The sequence below is a fragment of the Phytopseudomonas straminea genome, from assembly GCF_900112645.1.
GTDB classification, from domain to species: domain Bacteria; phylum Pseudomonadota; class Gammaproteobacteria; order Pseudomonadales; family Pseudomonadaceae; genus Aquipseudomonas; species Aquipseudomonas straminea.
The window spans coordinates 633218-653934 of sequence record NZ_FOMO01000002.1; the positions used below are offsets into that span (position 1 = coordinate 633218).

Annotated in this window: 4 protein-coding genes; all 4 read right to left on the minus strand. The window is 65.4% G+C overall.

Annotation, left to right across the window (positions count from 1 at the left end):
* Positions 1–7: 7 nt before the first annotated feature.
* The 4 genes from BM279_RS07155 to BM279_RS07170 all read right to left on the minus strand — a co-directional run bounded on the left by BM279_RS07155 (position 8) and on the right by BM279_RS07170 (position 20692).
* Complete coding sequence (locus BM279_RS07155; protein WP_093502271.1) at positions 8–1771, minus strand: ShlB/FhaC/HecB family hemolysin secretion/activation protein; 1764 nt, start codon at positions 1769–1771, stop codon at positions 8–10.
* Positions 1772–2011: 240 nt separating this feature from the next.
* Positions 2012–3424 carry an HlyD family type I secretion periplasmic adaptor subunit gene (locus BM279_RS07160; RefSeq protein ID WP_093502273.1) on the minus strand — a complete coding sequence of 471 codons (1413 nt, stop codon included), beginning with the start codon at positions 3422–3424 and terminating at the stop codon, positions 2012–2014.
* Positions 3417–5102 (minus strand): ATP-binding cassette domain-containing protein, encoded by a 1686-nt coding sequence (locus tag BM279_RS07165; RefSeq protein ID WP_167363106.1) that lies wholly within the window; start codon positions 5100–5102, stop codon positions 3417–3419. The genes BM279_RS07160 and BM279_RS07165 overlap by 8 nt, the downstream gene beginning before the upstream one ends.
* 50 nt (positions 5103–5152) lie before the next feature.
* Positions 5153–20692 (minus strand): Calx-beta domain-containing protein, encoded by a 15540-nt coding sequence (locus BM279_RS07170; protein WP_093502277.1) that lies wholly within the window; start codon positions 20690–20692, stop codon positions 5153–5155.
* Positions 20693–20717 lie beyond the last annotated feature (25 nt).

Here is a 20717-nt window from a genome sequence, read left to right on the forward strand (position 1 = left end):
ATTTCCCTCAGATGGCAAGGCTGATGTTGAAGAAGGTCGAATCGCCGCGGGCGTCGTCATCCATGAAGCCCGGCGAGCTCAGCGGATGCGAATGCAGCAGGTCTAGGCTGAGCGGGCCGAGGTAAACGCCGATGCCGACCGAGACACTGCTCAGCTCACCCTCGGGCACGTCCGCCACACGGTTCCAGACCCGGCCGTAATCGGCGCCCAGATATGGCCGCAGGGTCAGCGTCTGGCTGCCGAGCAGGGCCACGGGCTTTATCCAGCTCAGGTCGTTGCGCAGGTAATGGCCGTGGTCGCCGCTGAGTGGCGTTTCGGCGAAGCCGCGTACGGTGAAGGGGCTGCCGATGGACATCTGCTCGGAGCCGTAGAGGGTGTCCAGCGCGTGCTGACCAGAGAAGGCGCTGTTCAACGACAGGTTCTCACCAGCGACCTGAAACGGCCGGTAGAAGCTCACGCCGTACTTCAACTTGGTGAACTGCGCGCGCGGCGCCCAGTCCGGCAGATTGTCGGCATCCTCGAGAGCATGGAACCAGGTCAGACCCCGTGCGACGCCGGCATCCAGGGTCAGGGCGCCGCCCAGCACCCGGGTGGTGAAGGACGAGTCGAGGTCGAGCACGGTCAGGCTGCGGCTGCTGACTTCCAGCAGGATGCCTTCCAGATAGTTCTCGTTCTTTTTCTTGGTCAGGCTGCCGGACAGCGTCCACATCGAGTCCTGCCCGCGCCAGGCGACATGATCCAGGCGAGCCGAGTAGTTCTTGGAATTGCCGTAGGTTTCCAGCTCGGCACCGCTGGGCGCGTCGAGGATGCTGGCGTACTCGGAGGTCGACGCACCGAGGCTCAAGGTGCTGTAGCCGAACGGCACCACATACGACAGGTTGCTCAGGTAGGACGAATGACGCCCCGTGTCGTAGGGCTGCGAGCGCCGGTGGGTAAAGCTGACGAAATCGTTGAGACCGAACGGGTTGTCCAGCGCCAGGTTGGCGCCCAGTTGGTTCTGCCCGGTGGCCTTCTGGCCGTAATTGTCGTAGGTGGCGCCCAGGTGCAGGCGACGCGATGGCGCATTGCGAAAGGTCACCACGCTGTCGCCGGGCGCCTGACCGGGCGCGATGTCCATGGTGGCGCTGTTCGAGCGCAGGCGGTTGATCTGGTCCAGCGCCTGTTCGAGATCACGCAGGTCCAGAGGGCGATCGAGCATCCCAGGGGTCAGGTTGGGCAACCACAGCGAGCCCTGCCCACCATCCTCGACCACGATGCTTTTCAGGCGGCCCTCCTCCACCTGGATCAGCAGCGTGCCCTGGCTCAGATCCTGCGCCGGCAGATAGGCCCGTGCCGCCACGTAGCCCTTGTCGATGTAGGCATTGGTCAAGGCGCCGAGAATCCGCTCGATTTCCGCAACGCCCAGGCACTGCCCCTGATAGGGCGCCAGCAAGTCGTCCAACTGACCCTGGCGCAGCAGCGTGACACCGGAAACGCTGATGTTTTCAATCTGCCGACAGTTCGTCGACACCCGTTCGGATAACGGGCGCGGGGCCACTTGCAGACGTGTCGGTGGCACATCCGAGCGAATGTCCTCCTGGCGCTGGCGCTCGATCAACTCGCGCTGCTGGCTTTGCAATTGCTCGGCCTGGCGCGCCGCTGCCTCGATGTCACCGGGCGTCTGGGCATGGCTCAGGCCCGACGCGGCGCCCAACACGAGCATTACGACGGCATGGGAGAAGTGGCTGTGCGGGCGGCTCGCACGACGCTGCGCAGGGGCGGTTGAACGCATAGTTGATCGCTCGATGGAAATGAGGGCAGAGGCTGGTCCGAGCCACGCAAGCGTGGCGGCTCACCGTCTTTTTCTGGCTATATCGGTGAGCGCGGCCCGGCGCCTTGGCAGGCACGCGGAGCCGCTACCGAATGATAGCCATATGACATCCCATCAAAACTGACAAAAGCTGACATCGGACGAAGCCGCCCCGCCCTGCGACGCGATGCGTTCAGGGCAAGGCAGACGATGGCAGAAGGTTCAAGGCTCGCTGAAGGAGCGATGCATGCCATCGGTGAGGGGGCCGGCAACGTAGTCGAACAGCGAACGCTCACCGGTGAGGATCGCGACGCTCACCGGTACCCCGGGTAGCAGTGGATAGCGCGTGCCGGCATGCTCGAAGGCGTCCTGCGCAGGGCGGATACGCACGCGGAAGTACGGTACGCGCTGCTCGTCGAGCACCGAGTCCGGGCTGATGTCGATCACTTCGCCGTCGATCGGCTGGAAGCCGCGGGCAATCGACGATACCAGCTGGATACGGGCGGGCTGCCCCGGGGTGACCATGCCGATGTCGCCGACCGGCAGGCGCGTCTCGATCATCAACGGCTCGTCCGCCGGGACCAGGGTCATCAGCGTGCCACCGGGCTGGATGACACCGCCCTCGGTGACCACCTGCAGGGTCATCACCACGCCTTCGATGGGCGAACGCACCACCTGACGCTCGCGGCTGTCGGAAAACTTGGTCAGGCGCTCCTGCAGTTCGGTGATCTGCCGGCGCACCTCGGCGAGCTCCTTCTGCAACTCCTCGTTGCCACCCGAATCCAGGCTGGTGAGGGCGGCCTGCTCCTGCTTCAGACCGGCGTATACGCGGCCCAGGGAGGCCTCGGTTTCCTGCAGGGTGCCACGCAACTGCTGTTCGTCCTTGAGCAGTTCCAGGTGTTCGTAGCGATTGGCCAGGCCCTCGGTCATCAGCTTCTGGCTGATGGCGATCTGTTCGCGCAGCAACGTGAGCTTGGAGCTGACATGACCGATGCGCGCCTTGAGCTCCTTTTCCTCGGCACGGCGCTGCTGGATTTTCTGCTGCTGCTCCTCGGAACGGCTGTCCAGGCGGCTCTTCTGGGCGATAAACAGATCCCGGTTGACCTTGACCTGTTCGGGAAAGTCACGGGCCAACTCCTCCGGCACCGTCATATCGGCGGCACCCGCCAACTGCGCTTCCAGGCGCAAGGCGCGGATACGCAACGCGGCCAGCAGTGCCTCGGTCTCGCGACCTTCGGACAGCATGGCGACGCGCTCGATTTCTGCCAGTGGCTCGCCGGCGGCAACGCGCTGCCCTTCGCGCACCAGAATGCGCCGCACGATGCCGCCTTCCAGGTGCTGCACCAGCTTGGTCTGCCCCAGCGACGTCACTTCACCGGTCGAGTGGCTGGCGATGTCCAGCGGGAAGAACAGTGACCACAGCAGCATGGCGCCGAGCATCAGCGCCAACAGGCGAATGGTCAGGCGGCTGCCCAGCAGTTCGTCACCGGGCAGCGCCGGGTCGGTCTTGCCGGGCAGGAAGAAGCCGGCGAAACGGCTCAACAGCGGGTGGTTCTCGAAGGTGCCGAGGACCCGGTCACCCAGGCGCCCCAGACGGCTCGGAGCGTCATTGATCGACATATCGTGCTCAGCCATGGTCGGCGCCTCCCTGAGCAGGCTCGCGCGGCCCGTCACGCAACACGCGTGGTACCGGTTTGTGATTGAGGTCGATTACCGTATCAGCAGCGCCGAGGATGAAGCCTTCGTTGCTCATCACCACCAGCGTACGGCCTTCGCGTACCAGGCGGCTGAGCAAGGCGGCGATGGCCTTGCAGCCCTCGGCATCGACACCCTCGGTAGGGTCGTCCAGCACCACCAGTTGGCCACCGCCGATGACGGCACGCGCCAGCGCCAGGCGCCGGCGAATCCCCAGGGGAATGCTGCCACCGCCGTTGCGCACGGTCAGCCCCAGGCCTTCGGCCCCTCCCTCGACGAAGGCGCCCACCGCCAATTCACGACACACCTCCAAAACCCGCGCATCGGTCGTTTCCGGCGCCAGCACGCAGAGGTTCTCGCGCAGGGTGCCGTCGAAGAACTGCGGCTCCTGCGGCAGGTAGGCGACCTGCCGGCGCCACCATTGCGGGTCGGCCTGGCGCAAGTCCATGCCATCGACCAGCAGGTGCCCGCGACTGGGCTCCAGCAGGCCGACCAGCAGGCGCGACAAGGTGGTCTTGCCACTGCCGTTGGCGCCGGTGAAGGCCAGCACCTTTCCAGCCTCCAGCTGGTAATCGAAATGTTCCAGTACCGGCACGGCCTGCTTGGGGTAACCAAAGGCCAGGTCTTCGAAACGCAGGCTGCCGCGGGTCTGCCCCAGGCGCACGCCTTCGCCGCGCTCGCGAGGGATAGCGCACAGCTGGCGAGCCAGCTCCAGCGCACGCTGACCACGGCCGATCTGCTCACCCAGACCGAGGGCACGGGTCAGGGCCGCCAGGGCCCGGCTGGCGAGGATGTTGCAGCCGATCAACGAACCGATGTCGAGGTTACCGGCCAGCACTTCGCGGGCGCCCAGGCCCATGATCACCATGCTGAGAATCAGCGTGCCGGCGTAGCTGGCGTTCTGCATGGTGTTCTGCAGGCGATTGAGCTGGGCACGCTGTTCGGCCTGCTCGTCGGCGCAGGCCCGCCACTTTTCCTTCAACACATCGGCGGCGGAAAACGCCCGCACCATTTCCCCACCGGCGGTGAGGTTGTGCTGGTAGCCGGCCATCTGCATGGCGATGCGACTCTGCGCCTCCATGGGCTCACGCAGGCGGCGCTGGGCCAACAACGACACCAGCGTCACACCGGCCATCACCAGCAGGGCCATAGAGGCCAGGAACGGGCTGAGCATGCCCAGCACCACGACGAATACGAAGGCGAACGGCGTGTCCAGCAAGGTCACCAGGTTGGGCGCGCCGAAGCACTGCTGCACGGTGCTCTGCCCGGAAAGGATTTCCCGCCGTGCGGTATGCGGCAGTTGCTCGACCAGGGCGTACTGGCCCCGCACGGCACCTTCGAACAGCGTCTCGCCCAGTTCGGTATCCGCCCGCGCGCACAGCCACTGGGCCAGGCGCAGGCGCGCGTTGCGCAGCAAGACCTCGAAGCCCACCGCCATGACGGCGCCGATGGTCAGGGTCACCAGGGTCGCATCCACACCCAGCGCTAGGTAGCGGTTGAGCACATGGATGCTGTACAGCGAGCTGGCCAGGCCAAGCAGGTTGATCAACAGCGAGGAAAGCCACAGCTCCAGGCGTAGCCTGGGTTGCAGGGCGATGCGGCGGAGAAACTCGTTCATCATGACACTCGGGAAAAAGCTCCCTGCGCGCGACCGCGCAGGGAAAGGGGTTACACCGTGTAGGGCTGGATGATGTCCTGCGGCAGGCTGTGCGCGTCCGGCTGGTTGGCCAGCTCGGCGAGCGCCACCAGGCCGCTGCCATCGCTACCGCTGGCGGTATCGGCATCGTAGTACAGCCGCGTGACATCACCATTGGAGATCAGGAAGAAGGCAGCACCATTGTGTTGCCCATTACCGCTGATCGCCGCTTCGAGCTCGTCCAGATGGCCATTGCTGCCGGTACCGAACTGGAACTGCCCAGGCGCGAAGCTGACGCGATAGACGTCGGCGTTGCCTTGCCCGGCCAGCTGCGCCAGGGTGTCCATGATGTCCCCCGTGAAGGATTGCGACACCGAGGTCAGGCTGTTCAGGCCACCGAATGCAGTGGGGTCGAAGGTCAGGTGGTCGACCCCGGCCTGGAAGTCGAGGATCGCGTCCATGCCATCGGCTGGCGAGCTGTAGTGGAAGCGATCCGCCCCCGCCCCGCCGCTCAGCACGTCGGCCCCTGCGCCACCGACCAGTAGATCGTCGCCATCGCCGCCGTTGAGTACATCGCTGCCGGCACCGCCGAACAGCCGGTCGTTGCCACCCAGGCCGGACAGGTTATCGGCACCCGCCGTCCCGGTGAGCAGGTCGTCGCCGGCCCCGGCCTGGTCGTTGTTGCGCAGCACCACGTCCTTGCTGATCAGCACATACGGGCTGTTGGCCGTGGCGCGCAGCACGATGGACATCAGCTCGTCGGCCTCCACGGCACGGTCGCCGCTGACCTGGAAGCTGAAGCTGGCCGTGGTACTGCCGGCGGCGAAGGTGACGCTGCCGGCTGGCAGGGAGCCACCGAAGTCATCGGCGTCCACGCCCTGCCCCGCACCCGGGGTGACGCTCCAGTAGAAAGTTTCGGCGCTGCCCGTGGGGTTGCGCGTCAGCTGGTAGGTGACCGTCTGCAGGCCACTGTCGCCTTCCACCAGGCTGTCCGGGCCGGTGATGGCCAGGCCCAGGTCGTCGTCGCGGATGGTGCCGCCCAGCGTGGTAGCGCCGCCTGCGATGGCCGGGTGGGTGAAGGTCAGGTTGAACGACTCGTCGCCCTCGCGCAGCGAATCACCGCGGATCGGCAGGTTGAAAATCATCTCCGACACACCGGCTGCCAGGGTGATGGTGCCGGTCAGCGGGATGGTGAAATCGTTGGCGTCCACCGCCCCGACGATGCTGTAACCGATGGTCAGTGCCGCACCATCGGGCCCGGCGCGCAGAATGCGATAGGTCAGCGGCGTGGTGGTACCCGGAGCGCCTTCCAGACGACTGTTGTCCAGCGCCAGCACGGTCACGGCGACGTCGTCGCTCTGGATGGTCGCCCGCGCGCTGCCCTGCAGCGGGTTGACGCTGCTGCCGCCGCCACTGCTGGACAGCTGTACGGTGAACTGCTCGTCGGATTCGCCCAGGTCGTCGCCGTTGACGGCGATCTCCAGCACCTTGCTGGTCTCGCCAGCGGCGAACTGCAGGGTTCCCGTGGGCAACACGCCACCGACGAAGTCGCTGCCGTCCGCCGGAGCGGCACCACTGCCGGCCACCGACCAGTCGATGCTGGCGCTCGAGGCGGTATCGCCACTGCGGGTCACGGTGAAGCGGAACACCGTGGTGGCACCACCGTTGCCTTCGGCCAACACGCTGTCCACCACACGGATGGCGAACTGGTTGTCATCGTTGACGATGGTGCCAGTGGCACGGTCGTTGATCAGGTCGATACCCTGCGGGTCGCTGAGCACCACCTCGAAGCCCTGATCCGGGCCGAGTACGTCGTCGCCACGCACGCGAATGACGATGTCCTTGTGCGTTTCGCCATCGGCGAATACCAGCGAGCCGGACGGCAGTACACCGCCGTCGAAACTGCCGGCGTTGGCCGGGTAGGTGCCGTTGCCGCGCAGCGACCAGTCGACGCTGACACTGCCGGCGCTGTCACCGACGCGCTCCACACGGTAGACGAATTCGGTGATGTCACCGGTATCTCCCTCGCGCTGGCGGTCGCTACCCAGGGCGGCGATGCTCAGGCCACGGTCATCGTTGAGGATGGTGACGCTCGCCTCGCCGGTGAGGATGGTCGCGCCTTCGGCGTCACTGAGCACCACGGAGAAGGTCTCGTTCTGCTCGCCGAGGGTGTCGGCATCCACCCACACGGTGATGGTCTTGCTGGTTTCACCCACCCCGAAGGCGACTACACCACTGACGTAGATACCGCCGAAGTCTTCGGCGTTGGCCGGGTTGGCGCCTGACGGCAGCACCTCCCAGAGCACGCTGGCCGGGCCGGACAGGTCGCCACCGCGGGTCACGGTGAAGGTCACCGGGGTCTGCAGCCCGTCGCTGCCCTCCACCACCGTGGCGGCGTCGGCGCTGATCCACAGCACGGGGTCGTCGTTGAGCACCACGGCGCTGACCGGGCCGGTGGTGATGGTGGAGCCGTAGCTGGGGTTTTCCAGCTGCACGGCGAAGCTCTCGTCTTCCTCGCCCAGTTCGTCGCCGCGCACGGCGACGGTGAAGGTCTTGCTGGTCTCGCCGTCGGCGAACTGCACGGTGCCGGTAAGCGCGGCGAACTCGGCGTCGCTCAGCGGATGCGCGCCGATGCCGGCCGCACGCCAGTCGACGCTGGCGGTGCCCACGGCACTGCCGGTACGGTCGATACGGAAGGTGAACAGGGTCAGGCCGCTGTCGCCTTCGACCAACTCGCGGGTCACCACGCTCAGGGCCAGGCTGTCGTCGTCGTTGACGAGTGTACCGACCTGATCGTTGCCGACAATGTCGGTGTTGCCGGTCGGGTTGGACAGGTGCAGGGTGAACGACTCGTCGCCTTCGTCGAAACCGTCGCCGAGCACATGGATGTAGATGTCCTTGTGGGTTTCACCGGCGGCAAACACTACGGAGCCGGACGGCAGCACGCCACCCGGGAAGTCGGCTGCGTTGGCCGAGCCGGCTTGCACCTGCCAATCGACCGAAGTCTGACCGCTGGTATCGCCACTGCGGGTCACGGTGAAGTGCAGGCGCCCCGGCGTGCCGTTATCGCCTTCGTGAACCTGCGCGACGACACTGGCCAGGGTCAGGTCGATGTCGTCGTTGCGGATCACCCCAGCGGCACTGCCGGCACCTGCATCGATGGTGCTGCCAGGGCCTGGCTGATACAGCTCCACACTGAAGTGCTCGTCGATTTCGACGTCGCGGTCGCTGCGTACCGGGATGGTCAGCACCATCTCGCTCTGCCCGTCGGCGAAGGTCAGCGTGCCGCTGGTGGCGAAGAAATCACTGACATCGGTATCGCCATGGTTGATGCGCCAGTTGACCGTAGACGTACCTTCGGTACTACCGGTACGGGTCACGGTAAAGGTCAGCGAGGTGCCCTCGGCGGCATCGGCAGCGCGCGGGGCGATGGCGAACACGTCGTCATCGTTGCGGATCACCGCGTCCACCTGCTGATTGGCGAAGCTGTGGCTGAGGCTGTCGCTCGGTGCCTGCAAGCTGACGGTGAAGCCTTCGTCCGGCTCCAACTGATTGTCACCGGCGACCCAGACGGTAATGGTCTGGCTCATCTGGCCTTCGGCGAAGGTCAGCTCACCGAACGGCAACTGGCCGCCGAAGAAATCGTCCGCTGAAGCCGGATTGGCACCGCTGCCAGCCACGCTCCAGGCCAGGGTCGTGGCCAGGCCGCTGCCAGTACGGGTAACCAGGAACTGGTAGCCCGTGGCGCCACTGTCGCCCTCGACCGGCGTGGCGGCCACGCCGATATTCCAGTGCACGTCATCGCTGACGATGGTACCGGTGGCACTGCCGACCTTGATGTCGGAGCCAGCCGATGCATTGCCGAGCACCACCTGGAAGGTTTCGTCCGGCTCGACCGCGCGATCACCGATGACGGTGATGCTGATGGTCTGGCTGCCGGCCTCGCCCGAAGCGAAGTTCAACGTGCCGCTGGGCAGCACGCCACCAAGGAAGTCGGCAGCGTCGGCCAGCCCCTGCAGGCTCCAGTCCACGCTGGTGGCCAGGTCGAGGTTGCCACTGCGGCTGACAGTGAAGGTGTAGACGGTCTGCAGGCCATCATGGCCCTCGACGTGACGCGCATCGGTGGCCACCAGGGTCAGCGACACGTCGTCGTTAACGATAGTGGCATCGGCCGTGGCCTGGGTGAACACCACGCCATCGGTGCTGTTCAGGCTCAGGCGGAAGTCCTCGTTGGCCTCGCCGCTGTAGTCGCCGCGCACCGGCACACGGATGGTCAGCTGCTCCTGGCCGGCGGTGAAGGTCACGCTGCCGCTGGTCTGCAGGAAGTCATCCGCCGAGGCCGGATTGGCGCCAATGCCGGCCACGCTCCAGTTGATGGTCTCGGTGCCCGACAGCTTGCCGCTGCGGGTGAGCACGAAGTCGAACCAGGTGGTCTGTCCGTCATTGCCTTCGGCCTGGGCGGCCGGTGCGGCGACGTCGATCACCACGTCGTCGGCGCGGATCAGGCCGTCGGCGCTAGCCTGGCTGATCACCAGGCCGCTGGACGGGTTGCTCAGCACCACGCTGAAACCTTCGTCGTACTCGGCCAGCACATCGCCGCGCACGTTGATGGTCAGGGTGACGCTGGCTTGCCCCGCCGGCAGCACCAGCGAGCCGGACGGCAGCACGCCCAGGGCGAAGTCGCTGCCGTCCGCCGGGTGCGCGCCACTGCCGATCACGGCCCAGTCGACGGTTTTCGGCTGGTCCAGCGAGCCGCTGCGGGTGATGGTGAAGGTGAACGCGGTGGTGCCGCTGTTGCCCTCGGCCTTGCTGGCGTCGGTGGCGGTGATGCTGATGCTGGCATCGTCATTGACGATGGTGCTGCTGGCGCTGCCAGTCTGGATCTGCGCACCGACCGGGTTGCCCAGCACGATCTGGAAGGCTTCGTCGCCCTCCACCAGGGTATCGCCGTTGACCAGCACGGTGATGGTCTTGCTCGACTCGCCATCGGCGAACGTCAGGCTGCCGCTCGGCAGGCCGCTGTTGTCGCCCAACTGATCGGCCGTGGCGAAATCGGCCACGCCAGCCAGAGCCGAACCCAGGCGCCAGTTGACGCTGGCACTGCCGCTGGTGTCGCCGCTGCGCTGCACGGTAAAGGTGAACGCCGTGGTGCCGCTATGCCCTTCGGCCAGTTCGGTCTGCCCAGCCACGATGTTGAAGGCCGCATCATCGTTGAGGATGGTGCCCTCGGCCGTGGCCTGGGTGATGGTATCGCCTGTGGTGCCCGAACCCAGAGTGATCTGCACGCTGTAGGTTTCGTCAGCCTCGGCCACGGCGTCCTGGTTGGACTGCACGCTGATGGTCTTGGTCAGTTCGCCCGGCGCAAAGGTCACCGAGCCCGACAGCGGCCCGCTGAGGTCGGCGTTGTTGGCCGTGCCGTTGAACAGCACCTGCCAGTTGATGGTCTGGCTCTGCTCGGTGCTGTGGCTGCGGGTGATGACGAAGGTCTGCGCCTGGCCTTCGCTACTGGCACCCTGCAACGGTGCGATGGAGAAGCTCGCGTCATCGTTGCGGATGGTGCCGTTGGCGGTGGTGCGGATCGGGTCGCTGATATCGCTGCTCAAGTTGCTCAGGGCAATGCGGAAGTTCTCCACCTGCTCCGGCGTGACATCGCCGACCACGGTCACGGTGATCTGCGCCGTGGTCTGGTTGGCGGCGAAGTTCACCACGCCGCTGGTGGCGCCGCTGAAGTCAGCGGCGCTGGTGGTGTCGTGTAGCAGCGACCAGTTCATGCTGGAGGTGCCGCTGATGACGCCCGAACGGGTGACGGTGAAGGTCAGGGTCTGGTTGGCATCGGTTTCGGTGATCGAGGCATCGGCGATGCTAATGCCGGTGTCATCGTTGACGATGGTCAAGTCTGGGCTGTTCTGGCCACTGACTGGTCGGTTGGCGATGCCGGCGCTGTTGAGCGTCTCCTCGTAGAACACCACGCGGAAGCCTTCGTTGTTCTCCACCTGGCCATCGCCGCGCACGACGATGTTGATGTTGCCGGTCATAACGCTGTCGGCGAAGGTCAAGGTACCGCTGGGCAAGCTGCCACCAAAGTCCGCGGCATCGGCCGGATTCGCGCCAACACCTTCCACACGCCATTTCACCGAACCATAGCCGGTGTAGCCGGTGCGGTTGACCGTCAGCGAGTAGGTGGTGCTCTGGCCACTATCAGCTTCGCTCTGGCTGGCCGTGCTTGGCGTGGCGGTGTAACGCGTATCGCTTTCCAGCAGCGTGCCGGTGACGTTCATGCTGGTGGCGTTGCTGGCGCTCCAACCATCGCTTCCAAAACGCACGGTGGAGCCGGTGGTGTCGGCCGGCGCATTGAGAGTAAGGGTGAACCCCTCAGTGTTCTCGATGATGCCATCGGCCTTGAGCAGGTCGAGCAGCGAGACGTTGTAGCTGGACGTCCCGGCAGGCAAGGTGAAGGTGCCGCTCAGGCTGACAAAATCGGCGTTGCTGGTCGTGCCGTTGGTCAGGGTGTAGCCGATGGTCAGCGCGTTATCCATGCGCCCGCTGCGCACGATATTGAAGTTCAGCGGTTGCCCCTCGTAACCACTGGCGACGGGGTTGGTGTTGCCCCAGCCGCCCACCCACAGGCGAATGTCGTCGTTCTTGAGCGTGGCGCTGGTGCTGCTCTGCGCCGGGTCGAGGCCGGTCGGGCCGTACTCGTCACGATACTGCGAACTGATGAACGGATGGTTGTAAGCGTCGTTCGGCGAGATCAGAGAGAAGTTCAGCAACGTGTCCGGCTCGATCACGGTATCGCCCGGGAAGGTCACCATGACCTGCTTACTGGTCTCGCCGGCGGCGAAGTTCACCACGCCATAGGTGGTGTTGGAGTATGGCGAAGTCACCGCGGCGGCATTGCCACCGTAGTTGCTGACCTGCGCCCCACCGTTGCCGCCCCAGTTGATGGCGTCACCGACGATCTGCCAGGCCACGCTGCTGGCGTAGTCCACACTGCCGCCTGGCTGTGCGGTACGGGTAATGGTGAAAGTGACGCTGGTGGTGCCGGTGTTGCCTTCGAACACCTCGCTGGTGCTGCGGGTCACGCCGAGCAGTGCAGCCGGCTCGTCGTTCAGCATCCAGCCACCCTGGTTGTAACCGAGCGTCGGCGTCTCGATGTCGCCATCGAGATTCTGCGGATTGCTCAGTTGCATCTTCACTTCTTCACGCCAGGTCTCGGTCAGCGTGTCGTTGACGGTATAGAGGGTAACGGTCTTGGTCAGCTCGCCATCGAGGAAGGTGAAGCTGCCACTGAGCGTGCGCGTGGCGGCATCCCACGACAGGCCGGGGTTATTGGCCAGGATCGCACTCATGTCCAGGTCGGCCGGGTCGAGCTTGTACCAGTCGTTGCGGACGTTGTTGGATTCGTTGCCGCTTTCCGAACCGTCGAGGACGATCTTCCAGTCCACAGAATCACTGCCGCGCTGGTCGCCGGCACGGGTGATGGTAAAGACCAGGTCGGCGCCTTCGGCAACATGCTCGCTGCTGACGTCGAAGCGCGTGTCGTCGTTCTTCAGCACCGCATAGTTGTTGGCGCCACCGGGTGGGCTTGCCGTGGAACCAGCCTGAATGCTGCTGCCCGGGCTGGCCTGGTTGAGGTACAGGCGGAAGGCCTCGTCGTACTCACCCACATCGTCCACACGGGTGCGGATGGTTACATAGCCAACCGATTGCCCATCGGCGAAGGACAGGCGACCGGACAGCGCTTCACCCGGCGCGAAATCATCGGTGTCCATCGCGGTATAACCGCTGACGCCCGTTTGCACCGCCCAGTCGACCCAGGCCGGGCCGGCGGTGGAAATGGTGCGATAGACGGCGAAGGTGTGCTCGATATAGCCGTCGGCCGCACTGCCGCCATCGGCAACGGTATCGCCCTCGAAACGATTGCGCCCGGTGGTGGGCGTGTCCTGGATGTAGAACTCGGCTTCGTCGCGCTGGATTTCGCCGAACAGGTAGACGGTGGACGCGCTGGTGCCATTCTGCAGCGTGGTATCGGAGGTGTAGATGTTCTGGCTGCCGGTCTGCGGGGCGCGCAGCTCATCGATACCGCCGGTATTGGTGAACTGCACCTTGAACCACTGGTCGTCCTCGACGATGTTGTCGCCACGCACGCTGATGGTGATGGTCTTGCTGGTCTCGCCATTGGCGAAGTTGACCGTACCCGAGGGCAAGGTGCCGCCCACGAAGTCGGCACCGTCGGCCGAATACTCCCAACGCCCGTTGCCGTAGTCATAGACATCCTGGCCACTGAGGTTCCAGCTCAAGCTAGAAGCCTTGGCCGTATCGCCACTGCGGGTCAGGGTGATGGTGTAGGTGGTGGTCTCGCCGTCGATCTTCTCGGCCTGACGGGCCTGCGCCCACTCGATGGTGACCAGAGTATCGTCGTTGATGATAGTGCTCTGGTAGCTGCCATTGCTGCCGACCGAGGTGCCGCTGCTGGCGCCGCTCAACACGAGGTTGAAGCGCTCGTTACCCTCGACGCTGCCCACACCGCTGTCGCCATAGGCGCGCACGGTAACCGTCTTGCTGCTCTCGCCCGGGTTGAAGGTAAGCGTGCCGTTTGGCGTGATGAAGGAGCTGAAGTCCAGGCTGTTAGTATCAACGTGCTGCACGGCCCAGTTGACGGTACTGGTCTGGTCCAGATTGCCGGTGCGAGTCACGGTGTAGGTGAATGATGGGCCGCTGTTGCCTGCATCCCCTTCACTGCTGCTGGTAGTACCAGCGGTGATGTTCAGCTCGGCATCGTCGTTGCGCACCACGCCATCGGCACTGGCCGTGGCGATCTCGTTGCCCGGCGAGGCGTTTTCCAGCAGCACCCGCAGCGTTTCGTTGCCTTCGAGCTGGCTGTCGCCCGCCACGCGCAGGGTGATGGTCTTGCTGGTTTCGCCGGCGGCGAAGGTCACGCTGCCGTACGGGATGCCGTCGACATCGCGCAACACACCAGCGGCCTGGCTGCCAAAGAAGTCGGCAGCGTTCACCGAGTTGGCGACGCTGGGGTCGACACGCCAGTCGACCGTGCTGACCTGGCTGGTATAGCCGGCGCGGGTCACGGTAAAGGTGAATTCGACGTAGCCGCTGTTGCCCTCACCCTTGTCTGCCGAAAACGCACTGATGCTCAGCGACGCATCGTCGTTGGTCAGCGTCGTGGTGGCACTGGCGGTACCAATGCTGGCATTCGCCGACGGGTTGGAAAGCGTCACGGTAACGGCCTCGTCGCCCTCCACGTTGGAGTCGCCACGCACGCGAATCACCACGGTGGAGGTACTCTGGCCATCGGCGAAGCTGAGCGTCCCGCTGGACGTCTGGCCCGCACCGAGATCGCTGGCGTTCAAGCCACCGCTCAGCGTCCAGGTCATGTCCCGGGCGCCGCTGAGCGAACCGCTGCGGGTGACGGTAAAGGACACGTCGCGCTCGCCGGTGTTGCCCTCAGCCTGAGTCGTGGCGTTGGCGGCGATGCTGAAACTGGCGTCGTCATTGAGTACCTGGGTGCTAGCCGTGCCCTCGCCCGCCTCGATGGTGCCGCCAACCGGATTGAACAGTGACACCTGCAGGGACTCGCTGCTCTCCACGGTGTTGTCACCGCGCACGCGAATGGTGATGGTCTGGCTGGTCTGCCCGGCAGCGAAGTTGACGGTGCCACTGGGCAGCCCGGCGTTGCTGCCAAGGGCGTCCTGGCTACCCTGGAAGTCGCTGGCATTGATGCCGGTGGCCGGATCCAGGCGCCACTGCACAGAGCCTGTACCGGTGGTCACGCCGCTGCGCGTGACGGTGAAGGTGAATTCGCTGACATCGCCCGAGGCGCCTTCGTTCTGCGCCGCCGGGGCGCTGATGCTGAAGTTGGTGTCATCGTTGGTGACCAGCGTGCTGTCACTGGCCTTGACCAGCATCCCGGCGCTGGGGTTGCTGAGGGTCAGGGTGAAGGCTTCGTCGGCCTCCACGCGGGTGTCGCCACGCAAGGTGAAGCTGACGGTCAGCTCGGACTGGCCAGGAACGAACGTCAGGCTGCCGGTCGGCAGACCACCGAAAGTGTCGGCCGCGTCGCCACCGTTGCTGCCGGTAACCTGATAGTCGACCGTGGCGCTGCCGGTGAGGTCGCCACTGCGTACGATGCTATAGATCACCGTCTTGCTGCCGCTGTTGCCCTCACTGATGCTGGCCTGCTGGGCATTAACCGAGAAGCCCTGATCATCGTTGCGGATCACTCCAGCGGCCGTCCCATCGACCACCGCCTGCGGCGTACCGTCTTCCAGGCGGGCATTGTTCAGGGTCACGGTGAAGGCTTCGTCGGCTTCGACCTGCAGGTCGCCGTTGACCTGAATGGTCAGGGTCTTGCTCGCCTCTCCGGCGGCGAAGCTCAGGGTACCGCTGCTGGCAGCGAAGTCCGCGGCATTGGCGATGCCGGACAACGACCAGTCCACCAGGGCTGCCGAGCCGAGATCACCGGCGCGGGTCACGGTAAAGGTGAATGCGGTGGTGCCGCTGTGGCCTTCGGCCTTGTCGGCGGCCAATGGGGTGATGGAGAAGCCCATGTCGTCATTGTCGATACGGGTCTCGGCACTGGCCACCGTCAGTTCGGTGTTGCCATCGCGGGCCTGTAGTTCGACGGCAAAGGTTTCGTCCAGCTCGATATGGCCATCACCCGCCACGCGCACGGTGATCTGCACGCTGGTCTGGCCTTCGGCAAAGGCTACGGTGCCGGACGGCAGACCGGCGTTGGCGCCGAGTGCATCCTGACCGGTAACGAAGTCGGCCAGGCTGGCGGCATCGACGCCCTGCCCGACCGCGACTTTCCAGTCGACGCTGGTGGCACGCAGATCGCCGCTGCGGGTCACGGTAAAGGTGAAGCTGCGCTCCTGACCGGCATCGCCCTCAGTGGCGCTGGCCTGGTCGGCACCGATGGAAAGCGCTTGGTCGTCGTTGCGCACCAGGGTGCTGGCGGTGTCGGTGAGCAGTTGGGTCTGGCCATGGGCCGGGTTGGAAAGCGGATTGCCCAGCGTCAGCGTCAGGGTTTCGTCGCTTTCCAGCACGGCATCGCCGGCCAGTGTCAGCTCGATCACCTTGCTGGTTTCGCCGGCGGCGAATTCCACCAGGCCATTGAGCGCCATGCCGGCCACGAAATCGTCGGCCTGCAGGCCGCTGGCGGCCCAGGTCACGCTGACCGGACCGGACAGGTCGCCGCTACGGGTCACGGTGAAGCGCAGCACCTGGGTTTCGCCAGCAGCGCCTTCATCCACCGCGCTTTGCTGGGCCTGGATACGGATGCCAACGTCATCGGAAACGATACTGCCCTGGGCCTCGCCGACCAGGATGTCGGCATGACCGCTGGCGTTACCGAGGGTCACGGTGAAGGACTCGTCGCCCTCCACGTCGCGGTCGCCGCGCACGGCGATCTGGATGACCTTGCTGGTCTCGCCTGGGCCGAAAGTGACGGTACCGGACGGCAGCACGCCGCCAACGAAGTCCGCCGCATCGACCTGGCCGGACAGGCTCCAGCCAACGCTGGTGGTGCCCGTGGTGACGCCGGAGCGGGTCACGGTGAATTCATGGATGACGCTGCCACCATCGCCCTCGAGCAGGCCGCTGCGGGTGGTAGCGATGGCCAGGCCGGTGTCATCGTTGGTAATGGTCGCGGTGGCCGAGGCATTGCCCAGGCTGGCGCCCGTGGACGGGTCATAGAGTTCGACCCGCAGGCCTTCGCTGGCCTCCAGGCGATAGTCGCCCGCCACCTGCAGGCTGATGGTCTGGCTGGTCTGGCCGCTGGTGAAGTTGAGTACGCCGGTCGGCAGCACGCCACCGACGAAATCGGCGCCGTCCACCGGGTTGCCGCCCTCGCCGACCACGCGCCAGGCCACGCTGCCGCTGCCGTTCAGGTAGCCGGTGCGGTTGACCAGGAAATTCAGTTGTGCAATCTGGCCGTCGCCGCCCTCGGCAACGCTGGCGGTCTGCGCCTGGATGGCGAACTGCTGGTCGTCATTGAGCAGCATGCCGTTGACGCTGCCATTGCCTACCGTAGCACCCGGGCCCGGGGTACCGAGGCTGATCACGAAGCTCTCGTCGGGCTCGAGCTGCGAGTCGGTGGCGATGGGCAGGACGATCTCCATGCGATCGACACCGGCGGCAAATACCAGGGTGCCGCTCGGCAGGATGCCACCGACGAAGTCGCTACCGCTTACGCCGTTGGTGGCGCCGGGCGCCAGGCTCCAGGTGATGGTGTCGCTGCCGCTCAGGTCGCCGCTGCGCTCGACCACATAACGCAGTTCGTGGCTGCCGCCGCTGCCTTCCAGGCTATTGGCCTGGGACAACAGGTTGAACACCACGTCGTCGTTGCGAATCAGGCCATTGGCCGATCCGACGGAAATTTCCGCGCCGGGGCTGGGGTTGCTCAGCACCACCTGGAAGCTTTCATCCAGCTCCACCAGGTTGTCCGGCGACAGCGGCAGGGTCACGACCAGGCTCTGCACGCCACGACCGAATTCAAGGGTGCCGTTGAAGGCCGTGCCGTTGAGAAAATCGGCCGCATTGGCGGAATTGGCGCCGTTGCCGAACACCAGGCGCCAGTCGACGCTGACACTCTGGGTCAGGTCGCCCTGGCGCTGGACGGTGAAATTGAGCGAGCGCGGCATGTCGCTGTTGCCTTCGGCCGCTACCAGCCCGCTGCCATCGAGGCTCAGGCGCGCATCGTCATTGATCAGGCTGCCGTTGGCGCGATCCTGGATCACTGTCATGCCGGGGGTGGTGCTGCTGATCACCACCTGCAGCCCTTCGGTGGGCTCGAACTGGCTGTCCGGAGTGGCGCTGAAACGAATCACCGCACTGCTCTGGCCCGGGGCGAATTGCACCGTGCCGGACGGCCAGGTGCCGCCGAAATCGGCTGCATCCACCGGGTTGTTGCCAAAGCCCTGCACGCGCCACTGCACCGTACCGGAGAGCGACAGTTCACCGCTGCGGGTAACCACGAATTCCAGCGGCGTGGTGCCGGTAGTGCCCTCACGCACATTGGCATTGCGCGCGACGATAGAAACGGCCTGGTCGTCCGAATCGATTGTGACCAAAGCCGCACCTACGTCGATCTGGCTGTTGGCATCCTGAGCCTGCAGCGACACGGTGTAGCTCTCGGCGCCCTCGATCTGGGTGTCACCGTTCAGGCGCACGTAGATGACCTTGCTGCTCTCGCCCGCGGCGAACTGCACGGTGCCATTCATGGCCTGGCCGGCAGCGAAGTCGTTGATGTCAGCCGGCAACTCGCCGTAGCCGGCGATCTGGTAGCCGATCTGCCCGGCATTGCTGATGTTGCCGGTACGGCTGACGACGAAAGCCTGCACGCCGCCCGTGCCGTTGCCTTCGACGGTCGACGGTGTCAGGGCTTCGATGCTGTATACCGACTCGTCGGTGCGGATGGTGCCGTAGGCTTCGCCGTTGATGATCTGCACACCAGCCGGCGGGTTGCTGAGGACGATGCCGAAGGTCTCGTCCATCTCCGCCAGGTTGTCACCCTTGACCCACACGGTTACCAGCTTCTGCGTTTCGTTGGCCGCAAAGGTGACATTGCCGCTGGGCATGCCATCGGCCAAGTTGAGCAGGTTCTGACCGGCGATGAAGTCATTGGCATCGGCAGCATGGGTGCCGACGCGCACGAAGCGCCAGTCGATGGTCAGGCTCTGATCCAGTAGCTCGGAACGGGTCACCATAAAGGTGATCGCGGTCTGCTGGCCCTGGCCGCCTTCCATCACGTCCATGGTCACGCCGCGCAGGCTCACGCCGGTGTCGTCATTGACGATCACCGTGCTGGCGCTGCCGCCGGAAACGCGCAGGTTGCTCTGCTCGCTCTGCAGGTTAACGGTCAAGGTCTTGTCGTCTTCGACCTCGCGATCGCCGCGCACGGTAAGGACGATGTCGCGGCTGGTCTCGCCGGCCGCGAAGTGCAGCAAGCCACCGTCGATGCCCTCGACGAGATCCTCGGCATCGACGCCGCTGACCGACCAGCGTACCGAACCGCTGCTCAGCGAATCGGTACGGGTAACGGTGAAGCTGATGGTCGTGGTGGTGCCGGTGTCGCCTTCGACGACCTGTGACTGGTTGGCGCGAATCGACACCAGGCCGTCATCGTTGAGCACCGTGGTGGTGGCATCGGCGGTGACGATGGTGAGGTTGCTGCTGGGGTTACTCAGGCTGACTGTGAGCACTTCATTGGGCTCGACCACGCGGTCGCCGAGCAGCGGGATGCTGATGGTCTTGCTCACCTCGCCCACGCCGAAGGTCAGGCTCCCGGAAGGCAGCGGGCCACCGATATCAGCCTCGTCCAGGCCGCTGGCGGCCCAGTCGAGGGTCGCCTCGGCGCGACCATTGCTGCGGGTTACCACGAAGGTCAGCAACTGCTGCTCGCCCTCGTCGCCTTCCAGCACCTGCAAGCGGGTAGCCTGGATGCTGACGGTGGCGTCGTTGTCGAGAATCTGTACCGATGCGCTGGACTGGCCAAGTTGGCTACCGGCACTTGGGCCGCTCAAGGTCACCACGGCCGTGCGGTCGCCCTGGGCCAGATAGTCGCCAGGCACCTCGATGCGAATCTGTTGCTGGGTCTGCCCTTGGGCAAACGCGATTGCGCCGCTGGGCAGCGCGCCACCGAACAGTGCCGCATCCAGGCCACTGAGCGCCCACTGCACCTGGGCAGCGCCAACGCCGCCGCTACGGGTCACGGTAAACACCAGGGTCATGGTGTCGCCAGTGTCGCCTTCTAGCACGGCAGCTGTGCCCTGTACGGCGATGACCGATGCAGATTGGCTGCTACCCGTTGGCGCGGTGTTCTGTACGGGCGTGCTGTCGAGCGGCTGGCTACGGTCGGTTCCGGCCGTCAGGCTGCTGCCCAGGCCGCTGTCGTCACGGAAGGTCGGGAAGATGCCCAGCCCACCACCGGCCACGCCGCCCGTGCCCTGGCCTGCAGTGCCATTGCCGATACCTGGGGTAACGCCCCCCAACAAGCCGGGACCGAAGCCATCGAGGTTGAGCATGGCCAGCTCCGGCGGAGCACCGGCCGGCAACATGCCGCTACCGGTCTGATCACCGGTCAGTTGGGTGCGCTCCGGCTGATAGGCGGCGGGGGTCTGGTCTCGTGCGATGTCCTGGCCGAACAACCCCGTGACTTCCGGGCGGTAGGTGCTGGCGAACGGCGCCGGCGCCGCGATTGGCGCGGCGCTGACGGGCGCGACCAGCGAAGGCAGCGGGTCAGTCATCACTTCGTTGCTGCGCGCATCGACGGGCTGGGTCTGGATGTCCAAATCCGCCATCCAGTTCTGTAGCCAGGAGGAGGCCTCGATCGCTTGCGGCTGGCTGGCCGCAACGCGCGCCTGCTCGGCAACCGACTGGCGCAGGCTCTCGGCCAGCTGCGGAGCGATACCGGCCGCACGCAGCATCTGGCTCATGCTGGCCAGCGCCTGCTCGAGCGAGTCGATGCCCTCGGGCGCACGCCCGTTGAGGAAATTCGTCACCACCTGTACGGCACGAACCAGGATGTCGATCTGTGCGCTCGTCAATTCAGCCATTTCGGCTACTCCTGCTGTTTACAGC